Source organism: Providencia sp. PROV200 (assembly GCF_049901995.1).
Taxonomy (GTDB): domain Bacteria; phylum Pseudomonadota; class Gammaproteobacteria; order Enterobacterales; family Enterobacteriaceae; genus Providencia; species Providencia rettgeri_E.
The window spans coordinates 2,776,811-2,802,570 of the sequence record NZ_CP096307.1 but is presented as its reverse complement, the minus strand read 5'-3'; the positions used below and the strand labels follow the sequence as shown (position 1 = coordinate 2,802,570).

At 40.8% G+C, this 25,760-nt stretch carries 34 protein-coding genes; 26 read left to right on the top strand and 8 right to left on the bottom strand.

Translation table 11 applies throughout. The features are described 5' to 3' along the window. Genes M1E86_RS12870 through M1E86_RS12840 form a run of 7 tightly spaced genes read left to right on the top strand, consistent with a single transcriptional unit; the run spans position 1 to position 5,459 of the window. A complete protein-coding gene (locus tag M1E86_RS12870) occupies positions 1–294 on the top strand; it encodes a phage baseplate plug family protein (protein WP_213913140.1) in 294 nt (97 codons plus the stop codon). Beyond that, positions 287–1,102 carry a baseplate hub protein gene (locus tag M1E86_RS12865; protein ID WP_213913231.1) on the top strand — a complete coding sequence of 272 codons (816 nt, stop codon included), beginning with the start codon at positions 287–289 and terminating at the stop codon, positions 1,100–1,102. Before M1E86_RS12870 ends, M1E86_RS12865 begins: the two co-directional genes overlap by 8 nt. Positions 1,103–1,105: 3 nt before the next feature. Next, positions 1,106–1,798, top strand: a complete 693-nt coding sequence (locus M1E86_RS12860) for a Gp138 family membrane-puncturing spike protein (protein ID WP_213913141.1) — start codon at positions 1,106–1,108, stop codon at positions 1,796–1,798. Continuing rightward, complete coding sequence (locus M1E86_RS12855) at positions 1,795–2,139, top strand: hypothetical protein (protein WP_213913142.1); 345 nt, start codon at positions 1,795–1,797, stop codon at positions 2,137–2,139. The genes M1E86_RS12860 and M1E86_RS12855 overlap by 4 nt, the downstream gene beginning before the upstream one ends. After that, positions 2,132–3,319 carry a baseplate J/gp47 family protein gene (locus tag M1E86_RS12850; RefSeq protein ID WP_213913143.1) on the top strand — a complete coding sequence of 396 codons (1,188 nt, stop codon included), beginning with the start codon at positions 2,132–2,134 and terminating at the stop codon, positions 3,317–3,319. The genes M1E86_RS12855 and M1E86_RS12850 overlap by 8 nt, the downstream gene beginning before the upstream one ends. Further along, a complete protein-coding gene (locus M1E86_RS12845) occupies positions 3,316–3,975 on the top strand; it encodes a DUF2612 domain-containing protein (protein WP_213913144.1) in 660 nt (219 codons plus the stop codon). The genes M1E86_RS12850 and M1E86_RS12845 overlap by 4 nt, the downstream gene beginning before the upstream one ends. A 5-nt stretch (positions 3,976–3,980) precedes the next feature. After that, complete coding sequence (locus tag M1E86_RS12840; RefSeq protein ID WP_213913145.1) at positions 3,981–5,459, top strand: phage baseplate protein; 1,479 nt, start codon at positions 3,981–3,983, stop codon at positions 5,457–5,459. A gap of 37 nt (positions 5,460–5,496) precedes the next feature. On the opposite strand, the gene M1E86_RS12835 is transcribed toward M1E86_RS12840, so the two are convergent. The 5 genes from M1E86_RS12835 to M1E86_RS12815 all read right to left on the bottom strand — a co-directional run bounded on the left by M1E86_RS12835 (position 5,497) and on the right by M1E86_RS12815 (position 10,863). Then, the gene (locus M1E86_RS12835; protein WP_213913146.1) at positions 5,497–7,026 is read right to left on the bottom strand and encodes a phosphoethanolamine transferase; all 1,530 of its coding nucleotides are present in this window, start codon (positions 7,024–7,026) and stop codon (positions 5,497–5,499) included. Positions 7,027–7,222: 196 nt separating this feature from the next. Beyond that, positions 7,223–7,453 (bottom strand): DinI-like family protein, encoded by a 231-nt coding sequence (locus M1E86_RS12830; RefSeq protein ID WP_426099468.1) that lies wholly within the window; start codon positions 7,451–7,453, stop codon positions 7,223–7,225. Positions 7,454–7,624: 171 nt separating this feature from the next. Further along, a protein-coding gene (locus M1E86_RS12825) for an IS3 family transposase (protein ID WP_423811116.1) occupies positions 7,625–8,835 on the bottom strand; the annotation gives its coding sequence in 2 pieces (ribosomal slippage) (positions 7,625–8,493 and positions 8,493–8,835; 1,212 coding nt in all). Between the two features lie 415 nt (positions 8,836–9,250). Then, entirely contained in the window at positions 9,251–10,267 is a 1,017-nt protein-coding gene (locus M1E86_RS12820) for a site-specific integrase (protein WP_426099123.1), read from the bottom strand. 5 nt (positions 10,268–10,272) lie between these two features. Further along, complete coding sequence (locus M1E86_RS12815) at positions 10,273–10,863, bottom strand: phage repressor protein CI (protein WP_426099122.1); 591 nt, start codon at positions 10,861–10,863, stop codon at positions 10,273–10,275. A gap of 147 nt (positions 10,864–11,010) precedes the next feature. Between M1E86_RS12815 and M1E86_RS12810 the strand changes: the two genes are divergently transcribed. From M1E86_RS12810 to M1E86_RS12765, 10 genes are all read left to right on the top strand, one after another. After that, positions 11,011–11,202 (top strand): hypothetical protein, encoded by a 192-nt coding sequence (locus M1E86_RS12810; protein WP_166184558.1) that lies wholly within the window; start codon positions 11,011–11,013, stop codon positions 11,200–11,202. A gap of 60 nt (positions 11,203–11,262) precedes the next feature. Further along, positions 11,263–11,772 carry a phage regulatory CII family protein gene (locus M1E86_RS12805; protein WP_426099121.1) on the top strand — a complete coding sequence of 170 codons (510 nt, stop codon included), beginning with the start codon at positions 11,263–11,265 and terminating at the stop codon, positions 11,770–11,772. A 2-nt stretch (positions 11,773–11,774) separates the two neighbouring features. Further along, a complete protein-coding gene (locus M1E86_RS12800) occupies positions 11,775–11,930 on the top strand; it encodes a hypothetical protein (RefSeq protein WP_426099120.1) in 156 nt (51 codons plus the stop codon). Positions 11,931–11,939: 9 nt separating this feature from the next. Continuing rightward, positions 11,940–12,290, top strand: coding sequence for a DUF5347 family protein (locus tag M1E86_RS12795; protein ID WP_426099119.1), 351 nt, complete (start codon positions 11,940–11,942; stop codon positions 12,288–12,290). Between the two features lie 71 nt (positions 12,291–12,361). After that, a complete protein-coding gene (locus M1E86_RS12790) occupies positions 12,362–12,604 on the top strand; it encodes a hypothetical protein (RefSeq protein ID WP_369509256.1) in 243 nt (80 codons plus the stop codon). Beyond that, positions 12,601–12,819 (top strand): hypothetical protein, encoded by a 219-nt coding sequence (locus M1E86_RS12785; protein ID WP_426099118.1) that lies wholly within the window; start codon positions 12,601–12,603, stop codon positions 12,817–12,819. Before M1E86_RS12790 ends, M1E86_RS12785 begins: the two co-directional genes overlap by 4 nt. Next, on the top strand, positions 12,809–14,938 hold the full coding sequence (locus tag M1E86_RS12780) for a replication endonuclease (protein WP_426099117.1): 2,130 nt from the start codon (positions 12,809–12,811) through the stop codon (positions 14,936–14,938). The genes M1E86_RS12785 and M1E86_RS12780 overlap by 11 nt, the downstream gene beginning before the upstream one ends. A gap of 1 nt (position 14,939) precedes the next feature. Further along, the gene (locus M1E86_RS12775) at positions 14,940–15,638 is read left to right on the top strand and encodes a hypothetical protein (RefSeq protein WP_240105454.1); all 699 of its coding nucleotides are present in this window, start codon (positions 14,940–14,942) and stop codon (positions 15,636–15,638) included. 13 nt (positions 15,639–15,651) lie between these two features. Continuing rightward, entirely contained in the window at positions 15,652–16,023 is a 372-nt protein-coding gene (locus M1E86_RS12770; RefSeq protein ID WP_240105456.1) for a hypothetical protein, read from the top strand. Positions 16,024–16,143: 120 nt separating this feature from the next. Continuing rightward, complete coding sequence (locus M1E86_RS12765) at positions 16,144–16,365, top strand: hypothetical protein (RefSeq protein WP_096864691.1); 222 nt, start codon at positions 16,144–16,146, stop codon at positions 16,363–16,365. Here the strand turns inward: M1E86_RS12765 and M1E86_RS12760 are convergent. Genes M1E86_RS12760 through M1E86_RS12750 form a run of 3 tightly spaced genes read right to left on the bottom strand, consistent with a single transcriptional unit; the run spans position 16,351 to position 19,486 of the window. After that, positions 16,351–16,668, bottom strand: coding sequence for an ogr/Delta-like zinc finger family protein (locus tag M1E86_RS12760; RefSeq protein WP_275612097.1), 318 nt, complete (start codon positions 16,666–16,668; stop codon positions 16,351–16,353). The genes M1E86_RS12765 and M1E86_RS12760 overlap by 15 nt on opposite strands. Then, positions 16,668–17,699 carry a phage portal protein gene (locus M1E86_RS12755; RefSeq protein WP_164455384.1) on the bottom strand — a complete coding sequence of 344 codons (1,032 nt, stop codon included), beginning with the start codon at positions 17,697–17,699 and terminating at the stop codon, positions 16,668–16,670. Before M1E86_RS12755 ends, M1E86_RS12760 begins: the two co-directional genes overlap by 1 nt. Next, on the bottom strand, positions 17,699–19,486 hold the full coding sequence (locus M1E86_RS12750) for a terminase large subunit domain-containing protein (protein WP_275612098.1): 1,788 nt from the start codon (positions 19,484–19,486) through the stop codon (positions 17,699–17,701). Before M1E86_RS12750 ends, M1E86_RS12755 begins: the two co-directional genes overlap by 1 nt. 161 nt (positions 19,487–19,647) lie before the next feature. Here M1E86_RS12750 and M1E86_RS12745 point away from each other — a divergent pair, with 161 nt between their 5' ends. The 9 genes from M1E86_RS12745 (at position 19,648) to M1E86_RS12705 (ending at position 25,749) form a co-directional block, all read left to right on the top strand. Continuing rightward, the gene (locus M1E86_RS12745; RefSeq protein ID WP_164455387.1) at positions 19,648–20,430 is read left to right on the top strand and encodes a GPO family capsid scaffolding protein; all 783 of its coding nucleotides are present in this window, start codon (positions 19,648–19,650) and stop codon (positions 20,428–20,430) included. Positions 20,431–20,451: 21 nt separating this feature from the next. After that, complete coding sequence (locus M1E86_RS12740) at positions 20,452–21,480, top strand: phage major capsid protein, P2 family (protein ID WP_048608874.1); 1,029 nt, start codon at positions 20,452–20,454, stop codon at positions 21,478–21,480. A gap of 3 nt (positions 21,481–21,483) precedes the next feature. After that, positions 21,484–22,191 (top strand): phage terminase small subunit, encoded by a 708-nt coding sequence (gene gpM, locus M1E86_RS12735; RefSeq protein ID WP_164529143.1) that lies wholly within the window; start codon positions 21,484–21,486, stop codon positions 22,189–22,191. Between the two features lie 102 nt (positions 22,192–22,293). After that, positions 22,294–22,518 (top strand): hypothetical protein, encoded by a 225-nt coding sequence (locus M1E86_RS12730; RefSeq protein WP_426099116.1) that lies wholly within the window; start codon positions 22,294–22,296, stop codon positions 22,516–22,518. A gap of 13 nt (positions 22,519–22,531) precedes the next feature. Then, a complete protein-coding gene (locus tag M1E86_RS12725) occupies positions 22,532–22,984 on the top strand; it encodes a head completion/stabilization protein (protein ID WP_164455408.1) in 453 nt (150 codons plus the stop codon). Then, positions 22,981–23,460: a phage tail protein gene (locus tag M1E86_RS12720; protein ID WP_164455410.1), complete on the top strand. Its 480-nt coding sequence runs from the start codon at positions 22,981–22,983 to the stop codon at positions 23,458–23,460. The genes M1E86_RS12725 and M1E86_RS12720 overlap by 4 nt, the downstream gene beginning before the upstream one ends. Next, entirely contained in the window at positions 23,450–24,163 is a 714-nt protein-coding gene (locus M1E86_RS12715; protein ID WP_426099115.1) for a hypothetical protein, read from the top strand. The genes M1E86_RS12720 and M1E86_RS12715 overlap by 11 nt, the downstream gene beginning before the upstream one ends. 12 nt (positions 24,164–24,175) lie before the next feature. After that, a complete protein-coding gene (locus M1E86_RS12710; RefSeq protein ID WP_426099114.1) occupies positions 24,176–25,294 on the top strand; it encodes a DUF2586 domain-containing protein in 1,119 nt (372 codons plus the stop codon). Then, the gene (locus M1E86_RS12705) at positions 25,294–25,749 is read left to right on the top strand and encodes a phage protein (RefSeq protein ID WP_048608860.1); all 456 of its coding nucleotides are present in this window, start codon (positions 25,294–25,296) and stop codon (positions 25,747–25,749) included. The genes M1E86_RS12710 and M1E86_RS12705 overlap by 1 nt, the downstream gene beginning before the upstream one ends. The last annotated feature ends 11 nt before the right edge of the window (positions 25,750–25,760 follow it).

Here is a 25,760-nt window from a genome sequence, read left to right as displayed (position 1 = left end):
ATGCAAGAGATCCCTTTAAATACCGTACCTAATCAACGCTTGCGCGTGAGCCTTGGCGGTGATGAGTGGGAGCTGACGATTAAAGTGGCACGAACAACCATGTGCTGTGATATCAAGCGTAATGATGTGGTTTTACTGCGAGGCATTCGTGTGATGCCCAATCAACCGCTGATCCCCTATCGCTATTTATCGGGCAACGGTAATTTTGCCTTTATCACAGAAAATGATGAATATCCGTGGTGGGCGCAATTTGGGCAATCGCATAGTCTTGTTTGGTGGGGGGATGATGATTGATTTACGTCGTATCCGATTAGGGATTGAAGTTAATGGTCGGCTGCAATGGTATGAGGGGCTGCGTATTCGTGCCAATGGGACTAAATACGCTAATCCGCTGCAGAATGAATGCACGGTTAATATCGATGGTCTCAATGCGACAACGCGCAATATGTTGCTGACCGAAACCAGCCCTTATACCCAATCGAAGAAACCGCACCGTTTAATTGTCGAAGCGGGACGCGCCAGTACGGGCGTATTTCGCATTTATGTGGGAGATATTGTTAGTGCAGAAATCGCCTCACCGCCAGATGTGACATTGACCTTAAAAGCGAAAACCAACAATGCCAACTCCCGCGATATTGTTTCTTCATCGGGTAGTGCAATAAGCAAAATGAGCGAATTAGCCAAAAATATTGCACAGGATTGCGGGGTTAAATTGGACTTTCAAGCCACCGATAAAAATATCGCTAATTGGTATTTTTGTGGGCCGGTACTCAAGCAAGTGGAACGCCTGCAAGATGCGGGCAATGTGAAAGCCTTTATCGACGATGACATGTTGCATGTGAAAGACCAGGATAAAGCGTTAAGTGGCCGGTTGCGTATTCTTAACCAAAAATCGGGCATGGTAGGGATACCGAAAGCCACTGAAAAGGGTGTCGACGTCACTTATTTAATTGATAGCGAGTCGTCATTGGGCGGCATGTTACGCCTTGAAAGCAAGTTTAATCCTGCCTTAAATGGCGACTACATTATCGAACAACTTAAGTTTGATATTGCCTCTCACGATGACCCTTTCTTTTACCAAGCGACCTGCAAACGAGTGTAAACCATGAACCAACCCAATAGTGATATTGCTAGCGAAGGCAGCTTGGCAGGGCAGTTTATGGCTGCGTTTCGTAGTTTATTGATGAATATTGACGACATGCTCCCAGCCACAGTGGTGAGCTATGACGATAAAACTAACCGCGCTGTGATTAAGCCGCTCGTCATGATGGTATCGACGCAAGGACAAAAAGTCGGGCGAGCAGCGGTACCGAATATTCCCGTTTTTCGTTTTGGCGGCGGTGGCTTTTTTATTCGTATGCCGATCAAGGCGGGTGATTTCGGTTGGCTAAAAGCCAATGACCGCGATATCAGCTTGGTCTTTCAGCGAGGCGGTTTAGAAGATGAACCCAATACGGCTCGTTTACATACCTTTAGTGATGCCATGTTCTTTCCCGATACGCTTAAAGGCTGGCTGATTGATGGCAAAAATACGGATGCCTTGGTGATCCAGTCCATGGATGGCTCCGTATGTTTGTCGCTGCATGAGGGTAAAGCGGTTTTAGATTCACCCGTTCTTGAAGTCAATGTGCCTGAAACCACCTTTAACGGCAATGTTACGGTGAATGGTAATCAGGCTGTAAACGGTAACAGCGACTCAAACGGTGGAACGATGAAGCACAACGGTAAAGATATCGGCTCAACACATAAACACAGCGGTATTCAAAGTGGTAATAGCAATTCAGGAGTGCCGATATGATGACTTTTGATGTAAACGACAATAACGATATTCATTTGGGGAATAGTGGCAACTTAGCGATTACGAATGGTGAACAGGCATCAAAAAACCGTTGTGAACATTATGTCAAAGCACTCCGTGGTGAAATGCTGCATAAGCTCGATATGGGGATTCCTTACTGGAAAACCACCTTTGGGCGACAGGCGGATATTCCGTTATTTGAAGCGGCGTTTCGTGACCGGCTGCGTGAGTTAGATGATGTGATATCAGTGGTGTCATTTTCGGCATTAATCGCAGATAACTCGCTGAACTATACCGCGGTGATCCAAACCATTTATGGGGAGATAACGCTTAATGGCTGATTATCAATATCTCACATCACAGGGTGTGATTGTGCCAGATACCAGTACCTTACGTGATGACGTTGAAAACGAATTTAAAAATGTCTTTGGCCAGCAACTGGATGTTAATCCCGAAACCCCGCAAGGCGCATTGATCACCTTGGAGGTCGAAAATCGGGACGCCGTTGTGCGCAATAATGCAGAGTTGGCCAATCAAATTAACCCCGATTTAGCCGGTGGCATTTTCCTTGATGCTATATGGGCCTTAATGGGCGGGCAGCGTTTTGATGCCACACACTCCTTTTTATCACAGGTGAAATTCACGGGTATTGCCGAGACTATCATCCCTAAGGGGTCACAAGCGGCCACGCTGAATGGCGACTTATTCGAAACAACCAAAACCTTAATTATCGGTAAAGATGGCTCAGTCACTGGGGATATGCGTGCCATTGAAACAGGGGCGGTTGAGTGTGGCGTGGGTCAACTCAATAAAGTGGCTAGTTCGGTATTAGGCTGGGAAACCGTTCATAACCCCAGCAATGCGGTGTTGGGGCGAGATGCTGAATCAGACTTGCAATCAAGGCGACGACGCAAACAGACGTTAGCCAAAAACACGGTGAGTGTGGGAGAGGCGATTACCTCTGCATTGTATGAATTGGAAGGAGTACGTTCGTTGGCGTATCGAGAAAACTACACTGACCAACCGATGATTTTCGATGGGATCACGTTAGTTCCCCATAGCATTTATGTATGTGTTGAAGGGGGGGATAAAGAGGCGATTGCTCGTTCGCTGTTGCGCACAAAAACCCTTGGTGCCGCCTTTAACGGTCGTGAAGAGGTTGAGGTATTGGAAACTATCAGCGGCCAAATTTATCCCGTTAAATTCGATAGGGCGAAAGAAATTGTGTTGTTCTGCCGAGTAACGGTGAAAAAAGCCACCGTCGATGCACAAACTATTATTCCTGCAGCGGTTGAGTCATGGGCGAATGGGGATATCGATGGTGAGGGCGGTTTAGTGGTGGGGCGTGATGTATCACCTTTCGAAATATCAGCCGGTATCAATGCTGTTGAGCCTCGTTTATTTATTACACGTGTCGAGCTTTCAACCGATGGCAAAGCCTGGTCATCAAATAACTATGAAATCAAAATGAATGAGGTGGCAAGGCTCAAACGCAGTGCGGTACAGGTGGTACTGGTATGAGCAAAATCCAATCATTTGATTTTCATTCTGATTTATTAAAGGCGATCCTTTGGCAATATGAAGATGCGGCAAACCTCAAGGCGTTAGCTAAATACAAAGCAGACTATTTTGAACAATCCACTATCCAGTTTTGGCGTGATTGGTACCGTGATGTATTTAATATTGATACTGCGAACGAGTTTGGGCTAAATATTTGGGCGCGCATACTTGATGTGCCGTTGGGGATTGATGTCCCCCTGAGCGATAAAACGAAAATCGGCTTTGGTTTTGGTAAAAAGAATGCCAATTTTAAAGCCAACTTTCGACGCAATGCCGATTACACCTTATCGCTTACCGTCGACCAAAAGCGGCTCATTGTGCGTATGCGCTATTTTAATCTTACGCAAAGCCCAACGGTCACCAATATTAACGAATTTCTTAAACGCTTCTTTTGGCAAGCAGACAGTAAAGTGTTTGTACTTGATCCGCTTGATATGACCTATCTGTATTACGTGTTTAATTTCAATCCAGATGAACGATTACGGGTACTTCTTGAAAACTTCGACCTTATGCCTCGCCCATCAGGGGTAGGGGTTAAATATCGTATCGTGACGAAAAAAGCCTTTGGTCACGGTCAACATCGCAAAAACTTCCTTAGCAGTAATTTCGGAGCCTAAAACTCATGACAAAAATCTTTAAAATCCCCTTTGCAACACAAGGGGATAGGACTTCTATTCCCGATGATGTGCAAGCCGATGGCGCAGTTTCATACACGCAAGGCTATAGCTACGATTATGAGCGTGACCAACAAACTGACCCTGCTGCGAAAGATATCGAACGTGAGAAGATGAACGGTATGTTTCACGATATCACGGAAGCCATTGGCGAGTTGCAGAGCTTTGGTTTTCCTAAGTGGGCTGCAGAAGGCAAACCATACCCAATCCGCGCGATTATTTATCATAAAAACAAAACGTGGCAGTCGAAGATTGAAAATAACAATGTTGAACCTGTCGCAGGTACAGCATGGCAGGAACTGAAAGCGGATTTAAGTGCTAGTGATATCAATGTTTATACCAAAACGGAATCTGACAAGCGTTTCCAGCCGTTAGGCAATTACCAAGCGGCAGGTTATAGCTATTCTAAAGCTGAATCTGATACCAATTATCAACCCAAAGGCAATTATGCCCCCGCAGGTAATTACGCGCTCAAAGGTGAAAGCTACACGAAAGCGGAAGGGGATACTCGATATCAGCCAAAAGGCAGTTATCAGCCATCAGGGGATTATGCCTTAAAAGGGGATGCCTATACGAAGACCGAGTCGGATGGTAGGTATCAACCTAAAGGCAGCTATCAAGCAGCAGGCTATAGCTATTCAAAAGCGGAGTCTGACACTAATTACCAACCTAAAGGCAATTATGCCCCCGCAGGGAACTATGCGCTTAAAGGTGACAGTTACACCAAAGCGGAAGGGGATGGGCGATATCAGCCGAAAGGGAGTTATCAACCATCGGGGGATTATGCAACAAACACAGCACTTAATAACGGGTTGAATGCTAAGCTTAATACGAGCAGTGTCACCCAATCAACAGGCGGATCAACAACGAGCGTGATGAGCCAGAAGGCCGTCACCGATGCATTACAAAATGCGGTCAATCTTAATATCATTTACCCTATTGGTATTGTTGTGTGGTTTGCACAAAATAAGAACCCCAATACCTTATTCCCTGGTACGAAATGGCAGTACATCGGCGAAAATAAAACCATTCGTTTAGCTGCAGCAAGTGGTGCGAATGTGTTAACAACCGGTGGTTCGGATTCAGTGACATTAACAGAAGCTCAAATTCCTGTTCATAACCATAGTTTTTCTGCGACAACGAGTAGTTTTGATTATGGGACAAAGTCAACGAATAGTACGGGGGCGCATACGCATGGCGGATCAGGAAGAACCGCATTTAATGCAGCGGGTAGTAATTACGCTACTGTTGCAAACGGTACAGTAACGAACCCTACAACTGCCTCTTCTGGCGCACACACACATACAGTGTCAATCGGTGCACATACACATACCGTTTCAGGTACAACGGGGATCAAAGGGGGAGGAGCTGCGATTACTGTAACTAATGCGTACATTATGCTTATGGGTTGGTATCGAATGAGTTAGGATATTTAATCGAATGGGGCTACTGCCCCATGTTATTTTATGGTTGTAATAAGTCATCAGGAAGCTGGTCAAAATCCATAAACTTATTATCAGCATCTAAAATATTTTTGTTAAACTTACAGTCTTGGTTTGAAATCATTTTACAATTAGGAATTTGGTATCTATTTATTCCTATCCATTCTGAAAATAATGATAGGAAATTTAGACCACTTATTCTTGCATTAATGAATACTCTATCGTTATCATTGTAAGAGGTAATAAAGAATGGAACTTCAAAATTCTGTTTATGAGAATGTCCGTGTATTAAATCGGTTTTTGATTTATTTTCTTTATTAGCAAATGATACGCCGTGATCTGAAAAATACATAAAAGACCACTTGGTTTTAGTAGCATTTAAATCATCGTAAATGGATTTTAATAAATGGTCAGTTTCTTTGATTGATTGAACATAGCAAGACATTCTTTCATTTAAATAAAATACATCATATTTATTATTTGTTCTCTTACAAGCAGGTGAATGACTACCGATCAAATGAATAATAATAAGTTTTTTTGTAGTAACTTTATTCTCTATTGCCTTGTTTATATAAGGTAGCAGCTCAGCATCTGATTCTAATGATGAAAAATCTCCATGTTTAATAAATATAGATTTTTTTGCTTTTTTCCCAATACTTGCAATCGGTGAATCATGGATCCCAATTGAACCCTGGTTTGAAATCCAGTAAGTATCAAAACCCGCCTTATTTGCGAGAGTAACGACATTATTTTGTGGCCTAGAGTATTCAGTTAAGGTATTCATCAGTGATGGGACTGTTGTGGAGGCAGCTGAGATATAATTAGTAAATACTTTTCCTTTTATGTTATCAAAAAATGGAGTGTTAGCAATTTCAAAACCATAAGAATGCATGAAGCTTTTTCGAGCACTTTCGCCAATGACAATAATGTATGTGTCATAATCACTGGTACTTGATAATTTAGGATAATCATCTTTTTCTGCAAGCATTTCATCCATCTTAATTTTTTCATTAATGGTAGAGCTGATAGATAGGACTGTCTGCTTTATAAACTTAATCTCAGGTAAACCTGTATTTAAGATGGAAAACTCATCACTTGTAGCCCAGGTTTTAATGGGGCCTTGTAAAAAAATAATTAAGAAAATAAAAAAATTAGTGAGTTTTGTTTTTTTATGAATATTAAACCTGAATTTAGATGTATATATTCCCAATGCTAGTATAAAAAGGGAAAGTAAGTAGTGATAATAAGGAATGTTTGATAAAAACTCAATTGATTCCCCTGTGTTTGTATACAGTAATGCGGTTGAAATATTAAAATTTGGCTCACCGTAGAGCATAGCGATAGGGAAATACATCGAGGATATTACCGACAGAATAATTACTAATGGCATGTAGATAAATCTAAATTGGTTTATTGATATTAAAAATAGAAAAATGGATAGGGCATATATGATTTTAAAATCAAATCCTAACGAGATGTGAGATAGGCAAATAAATAGAAATAGTAGGGCCATTTTAGAATAATTTTTATTTTTTAAAGCTTGTAATTTCATTCTGCATGCTCTAATGATTATAGGGTTTAGTTATATGATATAATTATTTGGCGCATACATTAACAAATTTAAACAATGGTGAAAAGTACTTAATTCAGGTTTTCTGTTGCCAAAACTTCATAAGGGCTATTAACGCCTACCTTCACCTCTGTAATTCGAGGAACAATCTCGATATTACTTTCTCCACGATCATTTTTCATGCTGGTACCCATGAGTCATCAAACCAAATGTCTTCGATAATTTGATTTATTTGTTTTGTCGCATCGTCACTCTTAGCACCAGTAACCACTAATGATGTTGACGAACTTAGCGCCACCCTGAGGTTTAGCGGGCCGTATTTGTCACCAATTTTGTATATCACTTGTTCACGTAGGGCATTGCGTACTTTTTCAGATGGCTTGTTGCTATTTTCTTTATCAAAGAGAATTTCAATGCGTTGTATAACGTAGCATTTTGTTTGGCTGTGAATGTATACAGCATATTTATGTGTAGTAAAGAGAATTCAGGCAAGAGTAGTGGCAAAATACATGATTGTTGCTTGAGAAACATACTCTCTAATTTTTGAGGTTGACTAGTCCTGATATAGGTTGACAACTTTTCAGGCATAAAACGCTCGGTGAACCTCATCGGGCGTTTTATAGTTTAATGATAAATGCGGGCGCCTTTCATTATAAATCTGGATTGATTCTTCAACCAACCTTCGTGCCTGCTCTAAATTTCTTGGTTTTACTAGAAGATACTCCATTTTTAATATTCCATTAATTCTTTCTGCTAAGGCATTTTGATAGCAATCATAGCCATCAGTCATAGAACATTGAATATTATGATTTCTATGTATTTCTTGATACTCCGACGAACAATACTGTAGCCCACGATCTGAATGATGGATCAGCGATGTTGTCGAACAGCGTTTTTTTAAAGCCTGAACCAGCGACTTCTTCACCGAACTTGTTTTCATATTGTCATCTAAATGATATCCCACGATTTTTCGCGAGTACGCATCCGTAATTAAACTTAAATAGGTATCACCCTCATGTGTCGATAAATAGGTAATATCCGCTACCCAGAGTTGCTCAGGCTGTGTGGGGATAAATCCTGACTTAATTAAATTTGGATGTCGATGAAAACGATGATGGCTTAAAGTTGTTCTATGATAAGCCCGCTTATTCGGCACAAGTAACCGATGTTCCTTCAATAAAGTAAATAGCCGGTCACGACCAATAATCATTTGTTTTTGCTTTAAAATAAAATGTAACTTACGCCCTCCCAGTCTGGGATGAAAGGCGCGTTCAGACTTAACAATATCAATAATGGCCGTATCGATTTTTTGTCGTTCTTCAGTCTTATCCTGTCGCTTGTAGTAGGCTTGCCGGCTAATATTCATAAAACGACAAGCTATTGTTACGGTGAGGTTTTTAACCGTTTTTTCTTTAATAACTCGGCCTTGCGCTTTTTTGACAAGCGAACTCCGAAGTCTCTATCCATAACTTTGACAACAGCTTCAAAGAAATCGGATTTAAGCCGAGCTTCTTCAAGTTCCCTTTCGAGTAGTTTGATGCGTTGTTCTGGGGTTTGTTGCTCAGGAGTTTGGGTCATAGCAGTACCTTTATAAAGAGTATTGGGCGTACCTTCAGACCAATCTAATCTACCATGTTTACGAAGCCATACCAAAACGGTAGAACATCCTTGTATCCCATATTGATATTGAGCTTGTTTATAGGTGAGTTCGCCTTTTTCTACTTGGTCAACAACCTGTAATTTAAAAGCGAGGGAATAATCGCGTTGAGTTCGTTTAGTGATTGCTTTCATTACACTCTCCAATTTTAGATTGGAAAAGTGTCAACCTTATTTAGGATGGGTCAGGTGCAATAAAAAAGCCCACCGAAGTGAGCTTTTAGTAACTTTCAAATGCGCGTGCATTTCACGTGCACTTTCGAGTATTAATGTTGACAGTGTCTAGTCCAACTGATTTTGCTAACTTCCTGTTTTTAAACCTATTGTCCTATCACTGACCCACCAAATTTGGTGGAGCTGGCGGGAGTTGAACCCGCGTCCGAAATTTCTACATTCTCTCTAGGGGGTATATAAAACAATAGGTTATGTTAATAATCAAATGGTTACATGTCAGTGGTTAACAATGATTGACAGCCATTAACACCCTATATGGACATTTTGTGGATCATGTTAACGCTTGAACAACGAAAGTCAAAGGTGAAATTATTAGTTATTCATCAAGAGCAATTAAAGGGTTTTTCGTTATGGCATCCTCTAAATGACTAGGAGCAAAATGTGCATAAATCATTGTCATTTTGATATCAGAGTGACCAAGAATATCCCTCAAAACTAAAATATTCCCTCCGTTCATCATAAAGTGGCTTGCAAACGTATGTCTTAGAACATGAGTGCATTGACCGTCAGGTAATTCAATTCCTACTTTATTGACCGTTCTTTCGAATGTTTTGCGGCAAGGGGTAAATAGTTTTCCACGCTTTTTAGGTATTTCGTCATACAGTTCTTTTGAAATAGGAACAGTTCTTACTTTTTTACTTTTGGTATTTTTATAAGTAATGCGATAGGGAGTAACTTGGCTGCTTTCTAAATTCTCGGCTTCACTCCAACGGGCTCCAGTAGAAAGACAAATCTTAGCTATCATTAAAACACTATCACTTTTAGATTCAGCTAAAGCATTGAGTAAGAGCTTGATTTCATCTTTATATAAAAAAGTAACCATACTTTCATCAACCTTGAAAGTAGGTAGGCCAGCAAGGGGATTAGGTAAAGACCAATGACCAAGTTTTTTTAGTGTACCAAATACAGCAGAGAGATTACGTTGCTCATGATTTACAGTAACAGGCTTTATTTCCATGCAACGCCCGTTAACATCAGGTATTTCACCTTTCAAACGGCCTTCACGATATACGCTAAAATCAGATGCAGTTAGTTGTGATGCAATTGGATCACCAAGCCCAGCACAGATAGCCTTTAATTTTGACATCATACGGTCAACATCTGTTAAGGTCCTGCCGTATAAGTCATGCCATTGGTTAATTAAATCAGATAGTCGCCTGTTATCCTGTTTTTCGCCCAACCAAGGCTTATCCTCCATTTCTCCAAGGATAAATTTTTCATAGGAAAGCGCTTCACCTTTAGTAACAAATTTTTTTCTGATGCGTTTTCCATTAACGCCATTAGGCCTAATGTCACAAAGCCATTCACCAGATTCTATTTTTCTTACTGTCATTTTATTTATTGGTTTTCAACAATAGTAACAACACGGCCTAACACAGTGAGATCTTCTAAATCACAATCAAAAGGAATACCAACACCTGATACACGCACTTTTTTGATAGGGATTCGTGTTAAATCTCTAATGCTTATTTTTCCTTCGATATCGACTAGCCATTTACCATCAAATATGTCGCTAAATTTTTTATCGATAATGTAATAAGTGTTGTTTTCTAAAACACTTATCGGTTCGTCGGGTAGGGGGGATGTGTTCTTGAACATGACTTTATCAAACATTACATTGCTTGCTTGAGTTAGTTCGCCATTAATTAGTTTGAAATTATTCAGTTTTAACACATCAACTTTTGAATTTTCAAAAGGTTTACCTTTGCCAAATGTTAGCCATTCTAAATTCGCCCCAGTTTCTATTGCACAGCGTACAACCATATCAGCAGGAAAAACGGCACGTTTATAGCGTCCAGATATTCCACTAGACCCCATATTGAAATGGTCAGCCATCTGTAATTTCGACGAAAAACCATAAGCTTCCATTATTCTATCTAAAACGCTTGCATTGTCTGGGCATGAAATAAAATCAAAAGATTCACTCATCAAGTGCTCCAAATCTCTCGTTTGGTGAGATTAACTCACAAATCGCATTGACATCTCACGAATCGTGAGTTAAATTCTCACGTATCGTAAGTTAACAGTGATTAGCAGTAGTCAACAGTAATTAACAGTTATAGGAGATTTTGCCTTATGAATAAGATTCAGGCAATAAATTCACAAACAGAGAACCGTTGGGTGCCTTTAAAGTCGTTTTGTGAACGTACAAACATCAAAATTCGCACTGCAAGGTTTTATGTCAGTACTGGAAAATTAAAAATTAAGCCAAAAGAAAAAAAGAATGATCGTGTTTTTATCGATTGGCATGCTTGGAACAGTAAGTAGAGATTTCACGATTAGTGAAACTCAGTGTTTGTATTGTGAAATATAGAATGAGTAAAGGCTATGTTTGATTATCAAGCTTCCAAACAATCACACTTTGACAATGCATGTCGCGCTTTTGCGATTGCTCATAAAGGTGACCTTGTTCAGATAGCGAAAGCAATCGGCATGAATGCGCAAATGTTGCGTAACAAGTTAAACCCAGAACAGCCGCACCAATTAACATCAAGTGATTTAGTTAAAATTACGGATGCGACAGAAGATGCCACGTTGTTAGATGGTTTATTAGAGCAGCTTCAATGCCAGCCGTCTGTACCTTTGAATAATGCAAGTGAAGGAAATTTCCCTGCGCATATTCTAAATGCAACGGCAGAGGTCGGAAAGTTAGCAAGCCAAGCGGTTTTAGGTGGTCATATTAATAATGCCCGTTCCGCTGAAATTAAACAGAGCGTAAATAATGCGATCCGTTGTTTAGCATTAGTTGGTGTGACAATTTCAGCCCGTTTACATTCATCCCCTGCGTTTGTATCAGCGATTGATACCGTTGTGGGATTCAGCCAAGCAATGGTGTGATTATGACTCAAGCACATAAACAGCAGTACAAATATAAAGTCACTGGCGACTCATTTAAACGTTTAGAAGAAATCAGCGTAAACAAAAAAGATGGTTCATTAAAATATATTGTTCCAGTTCTTTTATTTGCAACTGTTTATTTAATTTTTAGAATATAGGTAATTACTATGCAACAGAACCCTGCAATACTTGAGCAACGTTACATGCCAATGTCTATTGGGCAGCGCGTGTACGGTATCAATAAAACATGTGAAGTTAAATCAAAAACGTTGGGGTTAGAGAATAAAGAATTAAAATCATTTATCAAAGAAATGCGTGACCGTTTTAATGAAGACCATAAAAATAATAAAAAGCTTTTAGCTATTATATTTATCATGGCAGAAATTGATAAGTCTAGACGTGATTGTCAATTTGAAGATTTTACATCAAAAGAAATATTTAAGATTGTTAAAGCCATTAATTATCTTAAAGGCTCATTTCCATTATTACCAAAAAATTTAACATTACCACTTAATTAAATAATACCCAATTAAATAAATGACGTTAGCACGTCAGGGATTTTTACACTCTAAATTTAGGAATTGAATAAATGAATATACCAGAACCAGTATTTACACCTGTATTAGATGCCACATCAAATGATGCGATTTTAATTGATGGTTGCATCAACTGGAATCGTAACGATGAACGCAAAGTTTGCAATGACCGTTACGCTTCTCGCCTGCGTAAGCTTCAAATGTATGTGCTGCAAGAAAAACCAGATTATGCAGCAATCAGCCAATTACTAGAAAGCGAAATTAACCACATTGAAAATCTGGTGGTATCACAATGAAATTTAACTTTTCTTTTTTAACAAAAGTTTTTCAAAACAAAGAGGTGATTTATATCCCTAACCTTATGGCTCAAAGGCCTACCCGTGATTTCTATCAAATAGAAGTTACTGCAATTAATAAAGCATTAAAAAGGATAAAGAAAGAATTAGAGCAACAAGGTTTTAAAGTTATACATCGCGGCAGTAACACAAGGGAAAGTTATTTTGATAACTAAAGTAGAACACAATAGCGACGTATATATTTCAATGCGTCGCCAACAAGAAGAAAATAAGCCAGAGTTGCCGAAATCAGCGACTCTGGCTGAGCGCATTATGTGGGATGCCAATAAAGATGATGCAGAGTGGCGTCATGAAATTATTTCTCATGTCCCCGATTTCCTATCAATTTACTTTGCCACTAAATACGCACGCCTTTTTAATCAAAAGGGTCGTCGTCGTGCCAATGAATTTTTGCGCAAAACCGCTAAAAATGTATTGCCACGATTCGAACGTGTCATGAAACAGTATGAGTTTAAACATCGTGTTTCAGGTGATAGGCCATTCCCCTTTATTGAGCAACTAGAAAATGTTGCGCAGTTAGATAGAACGGTTATCAAAACTTTAGCAAATGAAATTGCCTGTTTTATGAGTGATAACTATGAAGCTGCAACAAAGCAATACGCCAACAGCGATCCAAAAGATGAGTATGAAGCCCGTCAGCGTCTTGATAAAACTTACGCTTTCATTGCTAAGTTAACATTACAGTCAGGTACCCAACCGCCATATTGGCAGCAATTCATTAAAGGCAGAATTAAACCAAATGAAGATAAACTTTGCGCGGCATTACTTCGCATGTTTGATGCTGCTTGGTGGTATCGTCGCTTAAAGCGTTTATGTGACATTAAACGTGAGCACCTTGCTATCGCGATTGGTCAAGTTCAAAAATCCTCATCCCCTTATGTTTCAAAAACAACCTTGCATCGCTGGGTAGAGCAAAAGCGGTCAAATTGGCAATTTCTTAAAGACTTTGAATTAGAAGACGAAGACGGCAACCGAACCGAACTTACAAAAATGGTTTTAGGTAGTATTGCAAACCCAGCCGTTCGTCGTTGCGAGCTAATGGCGCGTATGCGCGGGTTTGAAGACCTCGCCAAGGAAATGGGCTGTGATGGTGAATTTTACACAATGACAGCTCCATCAAAATACCATTCAGCATATCAAGCAGGCGGATTTGTTGATAATTGGAACGGATGTGATCCAAGAGCAACTCAAAAGTATTTATGTAAAACGTGGGCGAAAATACGCGCAGCTTATAGCCGTGCAGGTATCCGTGTTTTTGGTTTTCGTGTTACTGAGCCGCACCACGACGGTACACCGCACTGGCATATGTTGCTGTTTGTTATGCCTGAACATAAAAAACAATTACGTTCTATTTTTAGTCACTATGCACGTTTAGAAGATAGAGACGAACTTACCACACCTAAAGCATTAAGAGCCCGTTTTCATGTGGAGCCTATCGACGAACGTAAAGGCAGTGCGACAGGCTATATCGCTAAGTACATTTCAAAAAATATCGACGGTTACGCAATGGACGATGAAGTCGATAAGGAATCAGGCCAGAAGTGCAAAGACATGGCGCGGGCGGTTTCCGCTTGGGCTTCACATTGGAAAATTCGCCAGTTTCAACAAATAGGCGGTGCGCCTGTGTCGGTATGGCGTGAACTGCGCCGCATGGGTGATGATACCGAAGCATCAACAGGTTTAGATGTTGAATTTGCCGAAATCCACAAAGCAGCCGATACCAGCAACTGGAGCGAATACACCAAATTGCAAGGTGGTGCATTTGTACGTCGTGCCGACCTTATCGCCCGTCTATGGTATGAGCGTGAAGAAAAGACCAACGCATATGGTGAGCCCGTCGATTGCATCAAAGGGGTTTACTGTACTTTAGTGGGTAACGACTCCCCAATTATCACACGTATTAAGAACTGGCAGATTGTGCCGAAGTTAGCCGAAGCGACAGCGGAGGCTGGTTTTGATGGCGCGATTAGCGCCCCTTGGAGTTCTGTCAATAACTGTACGCAGGCACGGAGGACGATTAAAGACAAAGAAACGGTTATTCCCGATATTGTCAGAAAAGCCAAAGAAATTGGCATCACTTTAGACCCCGAAAAAGACCCTTTCATGATCCATTCAATAGCAAGAGGGGCAATTTATACAGAAAACGGTCAAAGCGTGAAGTTTCACGCGAATGGCCATATTCAAAAAATCGTATTTAAGTCAGATAAAGTCAAAAAAACACTGGCTCGGTGTGAACAAGCCATGTCTAGAATTCAATCACTCATAGGAAATTAATATGATGCTAAAAATATTTAACTATAAAATTGATATTACAAATGAATTGCTATTCAGTTTACAAAAAGAACAATTGAATTTTTTGCCGTGGCAAAAGCGTTGGTATCAAAATAGATTTTTGAAAAATAGGTCATTAAAAAAAGCTCGTCAGGTTGGAGCAGATTATTACTTTTTATTTGAAGCTTTACAGGATGCCTGCTTAACAGGCAGAGATAAAATATTTATGGGTAATATTCCAGTAGAATATTTATTAAAACATGCAGGAATAAAAGAATTTAAAGCCGCCAGAAATTATATTTTTAATTTAAGTAATGGTGCACATATTTATGTGTTAAATCATGAGTATTTTAACGATATACCTTTAGGCGGGGTATCTGGTGATGTTTATGTATCAGAGTGGTCATGGATTGAGAATTTACGCGATGTTGTATCGCTAGCTGGGGCATTTTCAGCGCATGATAAATGGCGAGTTACTCTCTACTCCTATAGGTCAAAATGTGATGTTTCTTCTAATCGCGGTAATTCAATATTGTGTGATTCATTATTAGGCCGTGATTATCATTATGATTTGGTTCAAAACTCAGAATATGAATTAGGTAGTCTGTTTAAAATTAATACTAAAAAGTTAAACGATTGGGAATTGATATTCACTAATGAAATAGCTCAAGAAATGATTTTTTGTTGTTTTAACGATAACTAAGGGAGTAGAACTAATGGCAAAAACAGCAGCAGAGCGCAAAGCGGAACAGCGTAAACGACAAAAAGACAGTGGCGAAACGAAATTTGAGCTGATTGTCGATAGTCAAGAATTGGAAATGTTGAAAAATAATTGTGCTATTCGTCGACCAGGGCGGGAGCCTTACGAAATGAATGAGTACATTCAACTATTAATTCGCCAAGATACTGCTCGACTAAGTGACAAAATTCACGAGTTATCAAAATCAACCTGTAAAAGATGTGGTGAGCAATTGCCTGTTAGTCAGTGTTGCTTATCGGGTGCGGCTGATTGTTGGAATACAAACGGCTGGCATGATTTGAAGTTGGATAATATTGCCGTGACATGTCACAAAGCGGATAGTTTATAAATGAATCACATAACCCTGTAATTCAAAAGAAATTTTAATTATTTCTGATTTACAGGGTTTCCCAATGACTTTATTTATGTATACTGTACAAATATCCAGTATACAAATGGGAATTTGAATATGAGCGATTTATTACAGGAATCGGTAGCGTTTGAGCGCATTAGTGTTATTGCAAAGCTAGGGAGTTTAGAGGGTTGCAACCATTATGAGCGTCAAGTTGTACTCACACTGATTACTGAACTTGCAGACGGTGCAAGGGAAGAAATAGCAAAAAAGAGCAATCAAAAAATTAGGCTGCTAAATAGCAGCCCTGATGTAAATCAGCAATCATGCACCCTTTGAGGTTAATAACCCTAGCGCCAGTTGGCGCTGTTCAGGGTTAAATTTCTCAATCATGGATTGAATCAAATCATCTGAGTGGGCACTAGGGCTGATTGTGTGACTAAACGTTAGATTTAAAACATAGGTGTGACCGCATTCAACATCATTACAGGCGCAATAAAGGTCTGAAATTTCACGATGTTTACGATTCGATTTGCGAATTGTCGCGCGTTGGCCGCAAATGGGGCAGAATATTTTTAATACTCGCACGTTCCAGACCTCCGGTTGTTGATAACGTCTTAATTTTACCTTATTTTTAGACATTATTCATTTTCCTTAATGATATTTTGACGAAAATTCAATTTCAAAGACTCATTTCTACCGATTTCACTATTGACCGCATTCATAAATAAATTTTGTACGGGGATAACTTCATCTTGCCGATAGGCTTCTCTTGCTTTTAAGGGGTCACCTAAGCCGCCAGAGCCTAAGCCGGGAATGATGCCAGCAAGGCCTGCGGGGAAGCGGTGAGCATTCAAGATATCTTGCGCACTAATACTTTTCACATTGCTAAACTCATCGTTTGCAGAGATATCCCCAACGGGAATAAATTTGATGCCGTCAGGGTCACCATTCGGCACACTCACAAACATAGTTTCAAAATTACCAATCCCTTTGCTTTGGCTGAGTTTTTGGATAATTTGTTCTTCTACTTCGTCGGTCATATTCGGGTCATTACAGTAAATCATCCCGCCCGTGTGTGCCCCGTTATGGTAATAACGACGACGAAATATAGTGGCTTCACTGTTTAGTAAAGCTGCATGGATACCGCCAATATAGTCCGGTAAACCGTAGACTTGCTGTTGTGGGTCATACATCTTGATATAAATGATTTCATCAGGGGTATAAACTAGATGTTCACCTTCTTGTAAAATGACAAAATCACCGTCTTTACGCCTGCGCAAGTAAAGTGAGGGCAAAACCTCCAGTCCGATGGTTTCGCCCCAACCGTTACGCACTTTTAAAATGGCCACATCACCAAACAAAAAATAATTAAAAACGGCCGCTTTTAGTTGCTCATGGGTTAGGCCACCGCCTATATAGTCACTGGTAACCATATTATGACGAGCATAAAGAACGCCCCCATGTTGGCCATTTAAATTCACTAACTGCGCAAGTGCTTCACGGTCTATTGGGGGGGTCCAATGGTCAAAATCATTGTCATACCAAATATTTTGATAATCAGTATGAGTCGTTAAAATCGGCTCTGGTTTGCCAAGAACGATGCTAAATGCTTTTTTTGGCGCAGTCGTAGTCTGTGTCATTTGTTTACGAGAATTCCGTTTCTTTTTCATTATGCAGCCTTTGGTAATATATATTTAGATTTGCGCTTTTTATCCGTGTTAAGCGGCTCTTTAATTACTGCGTGAGACGTTGCCCAGAAAACATCCGCGTGGCCTGTTTCTTGTGTTCTATCTGCGACGAATGTCATTGCGCCACCTTTACCTGTAGTTGTGTGACGGATGCATAAAAATGACGCGGGGATTTCTTTCTGATCCATATCCCATTCAATGCGTTCTTCGTCGACAATATCTATCATTTTCATCACAAGTTGCGTTTTCATTTGCAGACTATAAAGAATGGGCTGTGTGATACGTGGCGCAAAATCTTGCACCATTTCATATACGGATTGACCTATCCCTGTGGTATCAATGCCAATATGTGTGAAACGATATTTCTTGGTTAAGTCTTCAATCAATTTTGCTTGATGTCGCCAGCTAAACCCTTGCCAATAAAATGTTGCCAATACCCGAAATACTTCGGGTGCCATCATGGGTGGTGCAACGATAACAAATGTTGACGTGTCGCCAGAGCGTGCAGGGTCATACCCGCCCCACACTTCGCGATTGCCAAATGGGCGCGGGTCGTCGGGTTTATGGTCTTCCCATAAATTCACATCAACACCGCATTTCATTAAGGTGTCATATTTAAAGACAGACTTACCACTATCAATAAATACGCACATATACAACATGTTGAATGTGTCAGGGTTATATCGTTGTCGTAATTTATCGATAGACGCTAAGTTAAAGCCGCCTTTTATCGCATCTTCAAGGGTAATGATATAGCGCCATTGCCCATCGGGGCACTCACGCCCCCCGTCACGCATTTCTTTCTCACTTGGAAACTCGACGTTCTTACGTTTAGGGTCATTGCCGCGCCATTCATCCCCCATCCAAAATGGATAAGCTGGATGTGTTTTAGAGCTAGGCGTGGAAAAATAGGTGATACGCCAGCGGTCATGTGTTGCCATTGCTGATGCAACATCATTTAAGCGTTTAAAATCAGGAACCCAAAAATATTCGTCACAATATAAATGACCACTATAAGATTGAGCCGTGTTTTTATTGGTGGATAAGAAGCGCAGCTCTGCGCCATTGCTTAAACGGATGGGATTACCCTTTAGCGATACACCAAAGAATTGCTCCGCAATATTCACAATATATGACCGGAATACTTCCGCTTGGGGTTTTGACGCAGATAAAAATATCTGTGGGTCACCCGTCAAGCAGGCATTCTCAAAGGCTTCAAAGGAGAAGTACCACGTTGCCCCGATTTGACGGCTTTTTAATATATTGCGCACTGCCTGCGTGATATTAATGCGCAAATGCTTTTGATAACCAAACAGCATTTCATCAGCAAAGCGTTGGAAATCTTCTGGCGTCAGGCTAGAAATGTCATTTTTACGATAGCGTTTCTTTTTCTTCGGTTCGCCATCTTCATTCATTGCATAATCAGCACCGCCTTGCATATCCGCTGATTGCGATTTTAACGCTGCCATTTTTTCAGCGTGTTTATTCGCTTGCGCCATTAATTTAACGTGGCTAGCAATCAAGCGGTCTAACTCATCTAATTCAAGCTCCGTTTTTTTAGTTCGCTCGCTCAATAAAACAATGCGACGGTTAATTGCTTCAATCACACTCTCATGACTGAGCATATCTGCCCAATTCCATTTTTCTGCCCAATAGTAAACAATCCGACGATTAGGCAGGCTCAATTCCTCCGCGATTTCCGCTGGAGTATAGCGTCGCAAATATAACGATTTTGCGACCTGTATTTTTGCATCCGTGTATTTAGCCATAGTAGATGCATTGTGCCCCGACCTTTAAACGCTGGCATTAAGCGGCTTTCGGCAAAGCATTTATAACCGAACCGAACTTGTCGCCAGTGAAAAAAATGTGGGCAATACTGAGCACCTAACGAAATGGAAGCAATAAACCCAAGGATGGGAGCAACATGTAAATGTCGCAATTGAGAACAACATGGTTATGTATCGCGACTGAGGGTGACACTGTTGATGGTCGTATTATCGAACGCCAACATTTAATTGAAGCCGCTGAACTTTATGATTACACGCTATGGGCAGCGTTGATTTGGCCTGAGCATAACCACGAAGTTGATCCAGTGGGTGAAGTCCTTGAAGTCATGCTTGATGAAGATAATAACGGAAACTTGCAACTTTTAGCGATTATCCGCCCATTTGTCAGTTTGCTATTAGCAAATACAGAAGATAAGTGGCTATTTACCTCGATTGAATTAACGCCAGATGGAAATTTTCGCGGTACGGGAAAACACTATTTAGAAGGTCTGGCTGTTACTAATAGCCCGGCAAGCGTAGGAACAACTCGGCTACACTTTAGCCGCAACAAATCTAAGGATGGAACCATGTCAGACAAAAAAAACTGGCGCAAAAAATATAATATCGCAGACCCTGCACCAACACCGGAACCAACACCGGAGCCAACACCTAACCCCGACCTTCAAGAGTTAGCCGAAGCGCTGGCAGCTGCAGAAGATAAAATTGTAGAGCTGGAAGCGAAGTTAAATGAAACGTCGCAGGAAGTGACTGAAGTTCAAGAAGATATCGAAGTAGTAAAAGAAGTCGTCGATACAAATGAATTTAAACAGTTGCGTGATAGTTTGCCGGATTTAGTGAAAAATTTCAGCAAACTAGATAAGGTTGTGACTAAAAAACCAAATCCAAATCCTAACGGGGATAAAAACGCTCGTTTTAATTTTCTGTAAGGATAAAAAGGAAAGGAATCCATGCAATTAAATACTCGTGCAAGGCAGTTTCTAAAAGAATATGAAGCTGGTCTGCGTAAAAGTTATGGGGTTGACGATACGTCAAAATACTTTGCCATAACTGATCCAAAAGAAACATCATTGCGCAATGCGTTGATGGAGCAATCTGCATTCTTAAACATGATTACATGTGCTGATGTAGACCAACTCCAAGGGCAAGTCGTATCAGTAGGAAACCCCGGTATTTTTACAGGTCGTAAGCAAGGTGGGCGTTTTATTCGTCAAACTGCGAACGATGGTAATGAATATAAACTGGTTGAAACTGATTCCGGTGCAGCACTTGATTGGGCGCTTTTATCTGTATGGGCGAACTCGGGGTCTGAAAATGAGTTTTTCCAACGCATGCAAGCCTTTACTAATGAAACGTTTGCATTAGATATGATCCGAATCGGTTGGAATGGTACGCATGTAGCAAAATCAACAGATTTTGAAGCCTATCCGAACGGAGAAGACGTCAATATTGGTTGGCATCAAATCGCAAAAGATTGGGACGGTGGTAAACAGGTAATTACTGACCCAGTCAAATTAGATGATAAAGGGGATTATCGGTCATTAGATGCAATGGCATCCGACCTGATTAATACCTGTATTCCGGTGCAATACCGCAGTGACCCACGCTTAGTTGTATTAGTTGGGCCTGATTTAGTCGCGGCTGAACAATACCGACTTTATCAAGCGGCTGACAAACCAACAGAAAAAATCGCAGCTCAAATGTTGGGAACCACAATTGCGGGTCGCCCTGCGATTATCCCGCCATTTATGCCGGGCAAACGCATGGTTGTGACATATCTGTCAAACCTGCATATCTACACCCAACGCAATACGCGTCAGCGTAAAGCGGAGTTTGTAGAAGACCGTAAGCAGTATGAAAACAAATATCTGCGTAATGAAGGATATGCGCTGGAATATCCAGAGTTATATGCCGCTTATGATGAAAGCGCGGTCACAATTGGTGAAATTACTGAACCTGCTGAAAAGGTCGGTGAATAAACCATGTTATCACCTGCTCAACGTCATCGGGCTAGCGTTGAACTACGCCAAAAGCTAGAACAGCAACAGGCCGTCACTATCGCAGATGGTGCTAGTATGCACTTACAGGCGAGAGCGATTGAGCAGGATGTCAAAAGATTGCGTGAGCAACCGACAACGGCTGACCGCGTGGAAATGAAAAAGCGGGAGTTACTCCCCGCTTATCTTCCCACCGCTGAACGCTATTTGTCCGAGGGGGAGGTCTACCGAAACCCGATTTTTGCTTACTGCACCGTTTGGCTATTTGATGTTGGGGATTTCGACAAGGGATTGGATTGGGCAGATATTGCCATTGAGCAAGGACAGCTCACCCCAGACAATTTCCGCAGTAATTTTCCGGCCTTTGTCGCTGACACTATCTTAGCGTGGGCAACATTGGAAAATGAAGCGGGAAACAGTATTGAGCCTTATTTTTCAAGAACCTTTAAAAATGTCACTGAAAAATGGCGAGTTCACGAAAAAATCAGGGCGAAATACTACAAATTTGCTGCATTGAATTTGCTAAGAAGCAATATCAATCAGGATGCGAAAGCCAGTGCCATTGACTGTGTCGATACATTGGAACAGGCCGCATCCTATATGGAAAAAGCACGACAGCTTAATCCTAAGGTGGGTGTTGATACGCACTTGAAACGGATCGCCATGCGCATTCGAGCGTTAACAGCCGAATAAAAACGACTACCGCAAGCCAATCGGGCGTGGTGGAGATGACGCAATTTATTGCTTTCAGTCTTGGAAGCCAGTCAGCCCGATTTTTTATTACAAGGATTGATAATGAAATCAGACATAATTGTTGGCGCAATATTGATTGTGCTCGTAATCGCAGCATGTTTATTGCTATCTCTGGGTGTTTCTTGGGGAGTATTAAGTATCTGGAATTGGTTTTCAATTTCAGCCGAATTAAATACGGTAGTACCTGTAAATTGGGGAACGGTTATTGGGCTATCAGTCATTTTATTTGTATTGCGAAGTATATTCTGGCGGAGTGATTCAAAGTAGCGAGCGATAAATTATGTTTAATGGCAACGATTTAAATTATCAATCGGTCGAAATAACTAATGATGGTTTTTGGCCTGATATTAATTTAGCGGATTTTCAAAAGCAGCGCCAAGTACCACCTGATTTAAATCATGAGTTATTAACCGATGCGTTATTAGCGAGTGTTGCTGAAATTAATTTATCGCTCGAATCACTGAAAAAACAATTGTTGTCTAAAGGGTATAACACTGCAAATGATGCTCCGGGAGCAAAAGCCAATGGGCAAAACGCATTGTGTGCACAATATAAAAAGGCGCTCTATGCACGGGCTAAAGCGGATTTGATAGGCGAAATAACATCAATTGTCAGCCGTGCGGCAAATCCGAAGCAAGAAAACCCTGAAACAAAGAATAATTTACTCGCAGAAGCCGCATTTGTGATCCGCAATATGAAAGGCTTAAAGCGTGTCACGGTGGCGATGATATGAATAAATTAAAAAGCCTAACTGATTTTTTAAAAGCCAATTTACCGCCACGCGTCTGCGATGTTGAATTTAAAAGCGAAATGGACGAAATACAGTTTATTCGTGCCCATCGGGATTTAGGTTTAGACCAATATCAAATGATGATACGACAAAGTGAAGCTGTCATTTCATGGGGGCGTTTTCCTTATCGACTGATTCATCCTGATTATATCCCTTTGCTAATTGATGCGTGGGCATGTGAACAAGATAACGAGTTAGGCAATAGCAATATCGAACAAGAACCGCCATCTATGATTGTTGAAGTTGATGACGAAACAGCCGTTGTCATTGTGTCAATTTCACTCGCTGAGCCCGTTGTGATGAAAGAAGACATAAACGGGATTGTTCCTTTTGATGGTAAGCGTTGGTCACTGGCAGATACCGAATTTGGATACGCAGAACACGCTGAAATTTATAGTGACGTGAAAAATGATAATTAAAGGCCAATTGAGCAAAGAGCAATTTGCAGAAATGCAAAAAGCGTTAAAAAACCTTGAATTATCAGAAAAGAAAAAACAGCGTTTTTTATGGCGCATGGCGAAACATGGCGTAATTGCATCAGCAAAACGAAATGTTAAAAATCAACAATCGCCTGATGGCGAAGCTTGGGAAAAAAGGCAGAGTAAGTATAAGAAAAAAATGCTTCGTAATATGCCTAAGTTATTACATATCAGGGAAATGCCAGAAAAAGAAGCCGTTAGAATTTATTTACAAGGTGGTCATTATCGTAATGGTAAAAAACCTGTTCCTGCTGGTGTAGTTGGTTATGCACAGCAAAATGGAATGAGCGTGAGCCGAAGAAAAAGAGACTCAGAGCAAGAAAATAAATCAAAACCGACGGATAAAGATAGAAGAGCAACTATCAAACAAGCTAAAAAATTACGGGAGCTTGGTTATCAGGAAACCAAAGGAAAACGAATTAAAAAACCATCAGTTAAAGATATCACAACAAATATGTCTTTTATAAAAGCAGGTGGAATAATTCGAACGTTAAGTAAAAAAACAGCCAAAACATTTTGGACTATTGAAGTACCTTCACGTGTTTTCCTCGGCATGAGCGACAGCGATTTTAAAAAGGCACTCGCAAGGCAGTTACAAGGGATTGGATTTGGCGCTGATGTTAAAGCGCAGGATATTAAATAAAAGGACTTAACTATGTGGCCTAACATTCAGGTTAATCAAGTCAATCAGTTACAAGGCGAAACTAAAGAAATTGAGCGTGTTTTGCTGTTTGTGGGCAAAGGAAAAAGCCATATTGGTGAAACCTTACCTGTTAATACTCAAACTGATTTAGATACATTATTGGGGGTAGAAAATAGCCCTTTAAAGTCGAATATCAAGGCAGCAATGGCGAATGCTGGGCAGAATTGGTTTGGTTATGTTCACGTCTTGCCGGAGAGCGCAGCCGAAACCGATTTTGTTGATGCGGTAATGAAAGCGCAATCCGTTGCCAGTGTTGAGGGCTATGTCTATATCGGTGATACCACCAAAGCAACCATTAAGGCCGCGCAAACACTCCGCGCCAATTTAATGACGAAGTTTGGGCGCTGGACATGGGCAATTCTTTCTGTCGCAGGGTTACAAGCAAAAGAAACGTGGCAACTAGCATTAACGCGCCTTGGTGAGCTTCAAAAAGGCGAAGCTGTTGAATCTATTCAATTAGTGCCCACATTTTGGGGAAATGAAGCGGGCGTATTGGCAGGTCGTTTGTGTAACCGTGCGGTTACCATTGCCGATAGCCCTGCTCGGGTGAAAACAGGCGCTTTGCTTGATTTAGGTAGCGTTGATAAACCTAAAGACGATAGCGGTGTAGAAATTGATTTAGCCACCTTGCAAGCGTTGGAAAAACTCCGTTATAGCGTGCCAATGTGGTACCCCGACTATGACGGCATGTATTGGTCGGATGGTCGCACTTTAGATGTTGAGGGCGGCGATTTTCAAGCGATTGAAAACCTGCGTATTGTTGATAAAGTCGCGCGTCGCGTTCGTTTGCAAGCTATTGCAAAAATTGCAGACCGTAGCTTAAACAGTACACCAAACAGCATCGAAACCCACAAATCCTATTTTGCTCGCACAATGCGTGAAATGTCACGTAGTGCAGAAATTAACGGGGTTACGTTCCCCGGTGAGTGCAAGCCACCGCAAGACAATGACGTCGTGATTGTGTGGAAAACTAAAAATACTGTTGAAATTTATATCACAGTAAGAACGTATGAATGTCCGAAAGGAATTACGGTCAGTATCTTACTGGATGCTAGCTTGGAGAGCGCATAATGAGCCAACGTTTATCTGGTCAATCATTTGACTTTAATATTGATGGTGACTTAATTCACGTCGAAAAAGTGAGTCTATCCATTACTGATAATACCGCAGCCGCGCAAACCAAAGGTATGCCCGACGGTTTTGTCGCGGGTGATGTGAGCGCAGAGGGTGAAATCGAAATTAGCACTAAATATTTTGAGATTATCGTCGCAAAAGCGCGGGCGGCAGGTTCATGGCGTGGGATTAAGCCAATGGATTTCTTATGGTATGCCAAGGCGGGCAATGAAGAAATGAAAGTCGAATCATTCGGTAATAAATTGATTTTGACTGATATTTTAGATACTGACCCCAAAGGTGGCGCACTCACTACTCACAAAATTAAATATCTGGTTACGAGTCCTGATTTTGTGCGTATTAAAGGTATTCCGTATTTGGAGTCGGAATTAACTCAAACCCTTATCGGATAAGGTAATTTTGT

What these genes read in the sequence shown, in the direction of transcription:
- M1E86_RS12770 (WP_240105456.1), top strand. Translation starts at nt 15,652, where the DNA reads ATGGCAAAAACAGCAGCAGAGCGCAAAGCGGAACAGCGTAAACGACAA.
- M1E86_RS12810 (WP_166184558.1), top strand. Translation starts at nt 11,011, where the DNA reads ATGAATAAGATTCAGGCAATAAATTCACAAACAGAGAACCGTTGGGTG.
- M1E86_RS12845 (WP_213913144.1), top strand. Translation starts at nt 3,316, where the DNA reads ATGAGCAAAATCCAATCATTTGATTTTCATTCTGATTTATTAAAGGCG.
- M1E86_RS12850 (WP_213913143.1), top strand. Translation starts at nt 2,132, where the DNA reads ATGGCTGATTATCAATATCTCACATCACAGGGTGTGATTGTGCCAGAT.
- M1E86_RS12765 (WP_096864691.1), top strand. Translation starts at nt 16,144, where the DNA reads ATGAGCGATTTATTACAGGAATCGGTAGCGTTTGAGCGCATTAGTGTT.
- M1E86_RS12785 (WP_426099118.1), top strand. Translation starts at nt 12,601, where the DNA reads ATGAAATTTAACTTTTCTTTTTTAACAAAAGTTTTTCAAAACAAAGAG.
- M1E86_RS12755 (WP_164455384.1), bottom strand. Translation starts at nt 17,699, where the DNA reads ATGAAAAAGAAACGGAATTCTCGTAAACAAATGACACAGACTACGACT.
- M1E86_RS12725 (WP_164455408.1), top strand. Translation starts at nt 22,532, where the DNA reads ATGTTTAATGGCAACGATTTAAATTATCAATCGGTCGAAATAACTAAT.
- M1E86_RS12795 (WP_426099119.1), top strand. Translation starts at nt 11,940, where the DNA reads ATGCAACAGAACCCTGCAATACTTGAGCAACGTTACATGCCAATGTCT.
- M1E86_RS12860 (WP_213913141.1), top strand. Translation starts at nt 1,106, where the DNA reads ATGAACCAACCCAATAGTGATATTGCTAGCGAAGGCAGCTTGGCAGGG.
- M1E86_RS12805 (WP_426099121.1), top strand. Translation starts at nt 11,263, where the DNA reads ATGTTTGATTATCAAGCTTCCAAACAATCACACTTTGACAATGCATGT.
- M1E86_RS12715 (WP_426099115.1), top strand. Translation starts at nt 23,450, where the DNA reads ATGATAATTAAAGGCCAATTGAGCAAAGAGCAATTTGCAGAAATGCAA.
- M1E86_RS12740 (WP_048608874.1), top strand. Translation starts at nt 20,452, where the DNA reads ATGCAATTAAATACTCGTGCAAGGCAGTTTCTAAAAGAATATGAAGCT.
- M1E86_RS12745 (WP_164455387.1), top strand. Translation starts at nt 19,648, where the DNA reads ATGTCGCAATTGAGAACAACATGGTTATGTATCGCGACTGAGGGTGAC.
- M1E86_RS12760 (WP_275612097.1), bottom strand. Translation starts at nt 16,668, where the DNA reads ATGTCTAAAAATAAGGTAAAATTAAGACGTTATCAACAACCGGAGGTC.
- M1E86_RS12710 (WP_426099114.1), top strand. Translation starts at nt 24,176, where the DNA reads ATGTGGCCTAACATTCAGGTTAATCAAGTCAATCAGTTACAAGGCGAA.
- M1E86_RS12775 (WP_240105454.1), top strand. Translation starts at nt 14,940, where the DNA reads ATGATGCTAAAAATATTTAACTATAAAATTGATATTACAAATGAATTG.
- M1E86_RS12865 (WP_213913231.1), top strand. Translation starts at nt 287, where the DNA reads ATGATTGATTTACGTCGTATCCGATTAGGGATTGAAGTTAATGGTCGG.
- gpM (WP_164529143.1), top strand. Translation starts at nt 21,484, where the DNA reads ATGTTATCACCTGCTCAACGTCATCGGGCTAGCGTTGAACTACGCCAA.
- M1E86_RS12855 (WP_213913142.1), top strand. Translation starts at nt 1,795, where the DNA reads ATGATGACTTTTGATGTAAACGACAATAACGATATTCATTTGGGGAAT.
- M1E86_RS12815 (WP_426099122.1), bottom strand. Translation starts at nt 10,863, where the DNA reads ATGAGTGAATCTTTTGATTTTATTTCATGCCCAGACAATGCAAGCGTT.
- M1E86_RS12790 (WP_369509256.1), top strand. Translation starts at nt 12,362, where the DNA reads ATGAATATACCAGAACCAGTATTTACACCTGTATTAGATGCCACATCA.
- M1E86_RS12730 (WP_426099116.1), top strand. Translation starts at nt 22,294, where the DNA reads ATGAAATCAGACATAATTGTTGGCGCAATATTGATTGTGCTCGTAATC.
- M1E86_RS12820 (WP_426099123.1), bottom strand. Translation starts at nt 10,267, where the DNA reads ATGACAGTAAGAAAAATAGAATCTGGTGAATGGCTTTGTGACATTAGG.
- M1E86_RS12720 (WP_164455410.1), top strand. Translation starts at nt 22,981, where the DNA reads ATGAATAAATTAAAAAGCCTAACTGATTTTTTAAAAGCCAATTTACCG.
- M1E86_RS12870 (WP_213913140.1), top strand. Translation starts at nt 1, where the DNA reads ATGCAAGAGATCCCTTTAAATACCGTACCTAATCAACGCTTGCGCGTG.
- M1E86_RS12750 (WP_275612098.1), bottom strand. Translation starts at nt 19,486, where the DNA reads ATGGCTAAATACACGGATGCAAAAATACAGGTCGCAAAATCGTTATAT.
- M1E86_RS12705 (WP_048608860.1), top strand. Translation starts at nt 25,294, where the DNA reads ATGAGCCAACGTTTATCTGGTCAATCATTTGACTTTAATATTGATGGT.
- M1E86_RS12835 (WP_213913146.1), bottom strand. Translation starts at nt 7,026, where the DNA reads ATGAAATTACAAGCTTTAAAAAATAAAAATTATTCTAAAATGGCCCTA.
- M1E86_RS12800 (WP_426099120.1), top strand. Translation starts at nt 11,775, where the DNA reads ATGACTCAAGCACATAAACAGCAGTACAAATATAAAGTCACTGGCGAC.
- M1E86_RS12840 (WP_213913145.1), top strand. Translation starts at nt 3,981, where the DNA reads ATGACAAAAATCTTTAAAATCCCCTTTGCAACACAAGGGGATAGGACT.